At 59.4% G+C, this 6,763-nt stretch carries 8 protein-coding genes and 1 other RNA gene; 1 reads left to right on the top strand and 8 read right to left on the bottom strand.

Annotated features, from left to right (window positions below):
- The 6 genes from FJY68_12870 to FJY68_12845 form a co-directional block, all read right to left on the bottom strand.
- A partial coding sequence (locus FJY68_12870) for a B12-binding domain-containing radical SAM protein (protein ID MBM3332716.1) occupies positions 1 to 1,127 on the bottom strand: 1,127 nt, incomplete at its 3' end.
- Complete coding sequence (locus FJY68_12865) at positions 1,109 to 1,906, bottom strand: hypothetical protein (protein ID MBM3332715.1); 798 nt, start codon at positions 1,904 to 1,906, stop codon at positions 1,109 to 1,111. The genes FJY68_12865 and FJY68_12870, both read right to left, overlap by 19 nt.
- A gap of 74 nt (positions 1,907 to 1,980) precedes the next feature.
- Positions 1,981 to 2,709 (bottom strand): ABC transporter permease, encoded by a 729-nt coding sequence (locus FJY68_12860; GenBank protein MBM3332714.1) that lies wholly within the window; start codon positions 2,707 to 2,709, stop codon positions 1,981 to 1,983.
- An 11-nt stretch (positions 2,710 to 2,720) separates the two neighbouring features.
- The gene (locus FJY68_12855; GenBank protein ID MBM3332713.1) at positions 2,721 to 3,497 is read right to left on the bottom strand and encodes an ABC transporter ATP-binding protein; all 777 of its coding nucleotides are present in this window, start codon (positions 3,495 to 3,497) and stop codon (positions 2,721 to 2,723) included.
- 15 nt (positions 3,498 to 3,512) lie between these two features.
- Complete coding sequence (locus FJY68_12850) at positions 3,513 to 4,472, bottom strand: transporter substrate-binding domain-containing protein (GenBank protein MBM3332712.1); 960 nt, start codon at positions 4,470 to 4,472, stop codon at positions 3,513 to 3,515.
- Between the two features lie 174 nt (positions 4,473 to 4,646).
- Positions 4,647 to 5,012 (bottom strand): hypothetical protein, encoded by a 366-nt coding sequence (locus FJY68_12845; protein ID MBM3332711.1) that lies wholly within the window; start codon positions 5,010 to 5,012, stop codon positions 4,647 to 4,649.
- A 205-nt stretch (positions 5,013 to 5,217) separates the two neighbouring features.
- Here FJY68_12845 and FJY68_12840 point away from each other — a divergent pair, with 205 nt between their 5' ends.
- Positions 5,218 to 5,550, top strand: coding sequence for a hypothetical protein (locus FJY68_12840; GenBank protein ID MBM3332710.1), 333 nt, complete (start codon positions 5,218 to 5,220; stop codon positions 5,548 to 5,550).
- Between the two features lie 274 nt (positions 5,551 to 5,824).
- On the opposite strand, the gene FJY68_12835 is transcribed toward FJY68_12840, so the two are convergent.
- Positions 5,825 to 6,160: a hypothetical protein gene (locus FJY68_12835; GenBank protein ID MBM3332709.1), complete on the bottom strand. Its 336-nt coding sequence runs from the start codon at positions 6,158 to 6,160 to the stop codon at positions 5,825 to 5,827.
- 56 nt (positions 6,161 to 6,216) lie between these two features.
- An RNA gene (gene rnpB, locus FJY68_12830) (RNase P RNA component class A) lies at positions 6,217 to 6,581 on the bottom strand.
- Positions 6,582 to 6,763: the final 182 nt, after the last annotated feature.

Raw genomic sequence — 6,763 nt, 5'->3', positions numbered from 1 at the left:
ACTTTGTCGTCGGTCTCCCCGGGATAGCCGAACATCACCCATAGGCCAAGTCTGATGCCGGCCTTCTTCACGGCGCGACATACTGCGCCTATCCGCTCGTTGGTCACGCCGCCGTTCTTGCCCATCCTGCGACGCATGTCGGCTGCTCCCGACTCAAGTCCAAAATACAGGGACCTCCCGCCAGCAGAGGCATAGGCCTCTATCACCTGCTCGTCGATGCAGTCAAACCGGGTGTGCGCGTATAGATCGATACCGTACTGGCGACTGCGCAGACCGGCCAGGACCGCCAGGCACCGGGTTCTGTTGTATGTGAATGTGTCGTCCTGGAAACGAAGGTGCCGGATGCCGTAGTTGGTTCTGAAGTAGTCTATCTCTGACAGAACTCGCTCTGGTGATTGACACCTATAAGTGCACCAGAGCCGCGGCGAGTAGCAGAACGTGCATCCATATGGGCACCCTCTAGCTGTTACCATGGCCAAGGCAGGGACTCGGCCGCCATCGAAGAAGGACTGGTACTGTGCATACTCCGTATTTGGTACTAGAGTCTCGTCATTCAGGCTGTGCTCACAGAGCACAGGTCTTGCGGCTGTCTTGCAGGTCGAGCCGGTGCTGCTCCTGTAGACGATGCCTGGCGTCTCCGCTGGTTTCCTCTTGCCGGCTATCACATCCAGCAGTTCGGGCAGAGTTCGATCGCCTTCACCAACGACGAGGTAGTCGTACAGGTCCCGGTGCCCCTCGAGCAGCCTCTCCTCGAGCACCGACACATGCGGGCCACCCGCCACTATGGTAGCGTGAGGGGCGTGCTCCCTTGCGGCGCGCGCGATGGCGAGCGCGTAGCTCCTCGTCGGCGATGTGATGCTTATGCCGATGCAGTCAACATCCCCCATCTCACGGAGGACTTCTGTGGTACCGACGGCGGTATCGATTCTGGTTCTGAATCCTGTGCGGAGCGCGTGAAACAGCGCGTCGATCACGACAACATTGTGTCCAAGTTTCCTAAGAACTGTCGCGAGATGGTTCACACCGATGGCAGGGGCAGATGGCCTGGCCAAGAACTGCTCCCTCGTGCCGACATCTCGAGGGAAGTCGGCCACCACCAACAGCACATTCAAGGGGACTTCCTCCATGTGCGCACGGCCTGCAACACGCGGACGTGCACACTTGCCTGATCTGCGACACGACGTCCGATTGACAGCATGCTGGACATCCGTGCCTGGCGGATGCCCTTCCCGAACTGTGGGTAGTCAATGCTGTACAGGTGCACTTCTGCGGGGCGGATCCGACGCAGCAGCGACATGAATGCAGATGACCTGAGTGAGGCGGCATTGTTGACATCAGAACAGATGACTGCGGATGAGACCTTGATTCCGGGCACGCTGGCCGCGTAGTCCGCAACTGCATTCAAGCTCGTGCCGTTCGTCGGCCTGTTGATCATTTGGAAGGTCGCCTCATCGCCTGCGTCTAACTTAACTATGCGTTCGTCGAACTCCCGGACCGCTGACATGACTTGGCTGTTGCCCAACATAGTCCCATTCGTAAACACCGCGGTGGGCCTGTCGGGGAAGTAGTTGTTCCGCATGCGTGCCACAAAGGCGCATATCTCAGGGAAGGCTGGGTGCGCGGTCGGCTCACCGTTGCCGGCAAGAGTGATGTAGTCTATCGTAGTTCCTCTCTTGCGGTGCATGGCCAGGCCCCGCTCAATGCTGCGTGTGATCCTGGCTGTGTCAGCAAAGCCCGGCTGAGACAGCCTTTCACCGCCGCAGTCGCAGTACAGGCAGTCGAAGGTGCACACTCTCGGTGAGACAGGGAACAGGTTGATGCCCAGAGACCAGCCCAGCCTGCGCGACACCACGGGACCGTATACTACCTTGTTCCTGCAGTTCCAGATGTAGTCTTCCCAGCGCATTCCGCCGCGGCGTACAGTTACCGTAACAAGACTTCGATGTTGACGATCTCGTCGTTCCACTGGCTGGCTGCGCTTCACTTTCCAGTCCAGTGTAGAACTCTCGTCTCAAGGGCGACGAATCCCTTGTTGATCGCGTATCCAAGCACACCGGTGATCAGTATGGCCCCATACATCGTCGGCACTCGGAACATGAGCTGCGAATCGTAGATCAGGCGACCGACTCCGTGCTTTGTACCAATGAACATCTCAGTCACGACAACCAGAACCAGCGCGATGGACACGCTTATCCTGATGCCGGCGAAGATGTGCGGGAGCGAATCAGGCAGTATAACCTTGGCAAACGTTGCCATCCTGCCGGCCCTCAGCACCTTGGCCACCCTTTTGCGGTGCTCGCTGCAGTTCCGCACACCGTAGATTGTATAGAGTATGATGACCAGCAGGCAGGAGAAGGTGACGACTGACACTTTCGCGGTGTCGCCGATTCCGAGGAAGAGCATGAACGCGGGAAAGAGTGCGGACGCTGGCACGGAACGGAAGAAGTCGATGACGAACTCAAGGGAGTCAGATGCCTTTCTGGACGCACCCAGAGCCAGTCCGATCGCGGTGCCGAGGACTGCTGCCGGGCCAAATCCAGCCACCAGCCTGTACAGGGTAGCAGCCAAGTCCTGCCAGAAGGACATGGTCCGTACTATCTGCACAACGGCTCTGAAGACGTCAGAAGGAGACGGAAGGAGGACGCGGTTGGCTAGTCCGGTGTAGGATACCGCTGCCCACAGCAGCAGCAGGACCAGCGGACCGGCCATGTGTTCCTTCTTCACGCCGCTACGATGCGGGCAAACGCGGCAATGGCGTGCGTTCTGAGAGCATAGAACTCGGAGGATACGAGCATCCGCTGACTGCGCGGCCGTGGCAGCGGCACTGGCAGCACCTCTGCCACCCGAGCGGGCATTCTGGATAGGAAGACGACCCGATCAGCAAGGTAGATTGCTTCATCGATGTCATGCGATACGAACAGGACTGCCGGCTTCAGGGTTTCCCATATCTCGAGCACCCTGTCTTCCATGTCTGTGCGGGTCTGAAAGTCCAGCGCATTGAAAGGTTCATCAAGGAACAGGACGTCGGGGCTGTCGATTACCGCCCTCATGATGGCGACTAGCTGTTGCTGTCCTCCGCTAAGCTGGTAGGGGTACACAGATGGATCAAAGTCAACGCGGAACCTGCGGAGCAGGTCCAGCACCTTCTCCTGCCTCTGAGATCTGGATACTCCTCTGAGTTCAAGCGGGAATGCGATATTGTCGATAACCCTGAGCCAAGGGAAGAGACTTGCCGCGAAGTTCTGAAAGACGTAGCCCATGACGGCTCGGTCGCCGTCCCTCGCCGCAATTGAGACGCGTCCACGGTCAGGGTCTACCAGCCCGGATAGAATGTTCAAGAGGGTCGTCTTGCCGCATCCATTCGGGCCGAAAACCGTGATGAACTCACCTGCCCCTACATCCAAGCTGAGGTCGCTGATGACGGCTAGGCGTCGCGCGCTCCCCTGGCTGGCGTCAAATGACTTGCTGAGGCCTTCTATGCTGATGGCCTCGCTCACAAGGTGCTTTCTCCTCTATTTCCCCGTATAGTAGACTCCAGCGGTACTGACGGCCTTGTCCAGCGCGCCGCCGGCGAGCAGCAGGTCTGCCAGTTTCTGCACTGCAGCCTTGTCGATCTCGTCGAGCTTCCAGTATTTGGGCGGACGAAGCTTGTCGATCACGCCTGGATCCATGGCCGTCCATTTCTCGATCATTCGCTTCGACTCAGCGGCATTCTCGGCAGCGGAAACGAAGTCCGCACCTCTGTACATGGCTCTCTTCACCCTTTCGGCCACTCGCGGTCGTTCCTTGGCGAACCTCGCCGAGAATGCGCTCGCGTTTCCGGGCATTGGGTCCATGACGTACTTGGCGAGGGGCGCTTCCTCCAGTACCTGTGCCACTCCGCGTGTGACACCAAGAGAAGGTATGGGCTCCAAGGCGAACACGGCATCCACTTGACCGGTCTCCAATGCCTGAAGTTGGACCTCGGGTTTGAGTTGCACTATCTGCACGTCCTTCTCCGGGTCCATGAAGCGCTTCAGTATCTGTTTCGCGTACGTCAGCAGCGTTGAGCCAGGGTAGGTGCCGAGTTTCTTGCCCTTCAGGTCGGCAAGCGAGGCGAGCTTGGATCCCTTCTTGACGATCACATAGTCCGGGAAGTTCTCTCCGGTCAGCACGCTGACTAGGTACAATTTGAACTGACTAGGACTGTTCTGCTCCACCGAGAAAAGCACTGGGAACGCGCTCGTGCCAGTAGCGTCGATCCGACCTGCTATGAGTGCCTCCGCCATTTGGTTCGCGGAGGCAAACTCCACTGGCTCGACCTGAAGTCCCTCTGACTTGAAGTACCCCTGGCCGACGGCTGCAAAGAAGTGTTGATACACTTCCGTCTTCTGGTATCCGATCTTGACTACCTCGGTCTTGGGCGGGCAGGCTAGAAAGACGACGAACGCGGCGAGGACCGCCAGAATGCACATGCTGAGTGTGCGTCTCACGCAAACCTCCTTTGGGTCTCGGGCACAACACCAACCTCCGTGACGGAATGTGACTTTGTCACGACTGGATTCTATGGGTTGTCGGCTGGGGTGTCAAGTGTCGGACCGTGACTGTCGCCGGTGGCTTGCGGCTCACCGCCTGACATCCCTAACCAGCAGGAAAGGGACCCTCCTTCACGGCGCCGGGACGCTGAAGACCTCAAATCGGATTGCGGCAAGGACGTTCGGGTCGAGACCACGACGCTGCCACTTCTCAAGCAGTACCTGCGCTTCCTTCGCCAAGGTCGGGTCGGAGATGGTGCGGCCGTGCGAGAGCTTGAAGAGCTGGCGGGCAAAGTCGAGGTAGAAGACGATGTACAGAGTGTCGATGCCGCTTGAGTCCAGCACCTGCTTGGTCTCGAGTTCCATCGCGCACAAGTCAACCATCGAAGCCAGGTAGCGTGCGCTCATGTCGGCATAGATACGGGCGGTCGTCTGCGCTGCCATCTCGGGCGAGTACTTAGCCTGCCAGCGCGAGAGTCGGCGGGCAACGTCGGACATGGTACAACTCCTTTCCGGCCATTAGCCGGGATACGGGCACTCACTGTATTAGAGAGCCGAGGACCCTCAAACGTAGCATCTCATATGTTATCTACCGACGGACGTGGAAATCACGGCAGTGTCCTGCTGAGCCTGACCGGGCGCGACCTCACGACCCGGGGCTATGCCTGCAACGTGACCCGGCAGGAGGGGAGTCACTCCCGGATTGACTGCGGAATTCACGACCGGGTACAACGCGGCCATCGATGTAGGCGTCAATCAAGGACTTAGCACGCCCTTCACCTCCGAGTTGATCGCCGGGTCGAACGCGGCGTTCAAATGCACCGTCAGCGTCGCGCTCAGCGCCCAGTCGAGCCCATCCCTGAACGGTGCGTTCAGCTACGCGCTCAATGGCAATCTGACTGCGGTGCTCAACCGCGCGTCCAGTCGCGCCTTCAGCCGCGGCTTCACCGAGGCGCTCAGTCGCGCGGTCAGCGCGGCGGCGAGTGCCGAATTCAGAAGGACATTAAGTCGCGCGGACCCGATTAGGGTGTTCTGACCGGCAGCGACTCTTGCTCCCAACCCGTTCGGCATGGGGCTGGCCAGGCTTGGGACACGATCCCAAACGTCGGACGTTTGGGTCATGTCCCCGCCCTTGCGCACTCGGCGCTCTCCAGGAAAAGCGGCAGTCGTGCTGCCGCAGCCCAAAGGACCTGTGGTCGTCTATATGTAGTGGCAGGCCGTTTTCCGACCACAATTCTGCCGGGGAGTGGACGGCCCACAGGCCGCCTCCCCGGTAGTCTCCGCAGACGCGGCGCGAGACGCGACGAAGCCTACAACTCGCCGTACTTCAAGTCGAACAACGAACCGAACAACGTCGCGAACAACTGCCGGAACAACGGCTGGTACGACTTCGCGAACAACTCGCGGTACAGCGACGGATTCAGGTCGAGGTTCAGGTTGAGGTCCAGCTCAGGATACAGTTCACGACGCAGCTGCCGATGCAAGTGAGTACGCGAGTCGGGATAGGTCGAGCGGTACTTCTCAGCGAACTTCGATTCGTACCTCGCGAGACACAACGCCGCCTGCGCGACGAGGTCCCAGTTGTCAGGTGTCAGTGACCAGTTGCCACCGGTCAGGACGCTGCTTGCCCGGACATCTGCGTTCATCCGCGGCTCCAGTTCTGGATTCTGGTCTCTGAATTCCGGTTTGTCCGCGTTCTAGAACAGGAGGCGGGTCTGTAAGCCGAGTTCTGTCCCCGGCAAGCCGGGTGACGGTCATTTATCTGGGCGTGCGGTTGCCCGCACGTCTCAAGCGACCTACCCGAGAACTTGAATGGACCGGGCCAGTCCGGTTCTCATGTTGGTCTTGCACCGGGCAGGGTTTTTCCATCCTGGATGTCGCCATCCCGGATAGTGCGCTCTTACCGCACTTTTTCACCCTTACCGTGTCTGAAGACGCGGCGGTGTTGTTTCTGTGACACTGTCCGTCCACGGACCGTTGCCAGCCCGCAGCCTCGCTCTTAACGAGTGCCTCGCCCTGGGTGCTCGGACTTTCCTCCCCGTAAGGGGCGACCGTCCGACCCGCCTCCTCCGTTATTCTAGCTTGGGTTTCGGCAATGGCAAGCAAGCTGCGGAGGCAAAACGGGCCGGCCCGGGCACATCGTGACCCCCTTTGCGCATTGCTGCTACGATTGATGTTACCTGACGATCAACCAGCGCGTCAAGGTCGAGCGCCGGGAGCAGGAGTATGCGCTGGTCAATCCCTGGCGC

This window comes from candidate division WOR-3 bacterium, from assembly GCA_016867815.1.
Classification (GTDB): Bacteria; Hydrothermota; Tepidihabitantia; order Tepidihabitantales; family Tepidihabitantaceae; genus UBA2258.
This window is presented reverse-complemented; position numbering and strand designations above follow the sequence as displayed.

What these genes read in the sequence shown, in the direction of transcription:
- FJY68_12835 (MBM3332709.1), bottom strand. Translation starts at nt 6,160, where the DNA reads ATGAACGCAGATGTCCGGGCAAGCAGCGTCCTGACCGGTGGCAACTGG.
- FJY68_12845 (MBM3332711.1), bottom strand. Translation starts at nt 5,012, where the DNA reads ATGTCCGACGTTGCCCGCCGACTCTCGCGCTGGCAGGCTAAGTACTCG.
- FJY68_12860 (MBM3332714.1), bottom strand. Translation starts at nt 2,709, where the DNA reads ATGGCCGGTCCGCTGGTCCTGCTGCTGCTGTGGGCAGCGGTATCCTAC.
- FJY68_12865 (MBM3332715.1), bottom strand. Translation starts at nt 1,906, where the DNA reads ATGCGCTGGGAAGACTACATCTGGAACTGCAGGAACAAGGTAGTATAC.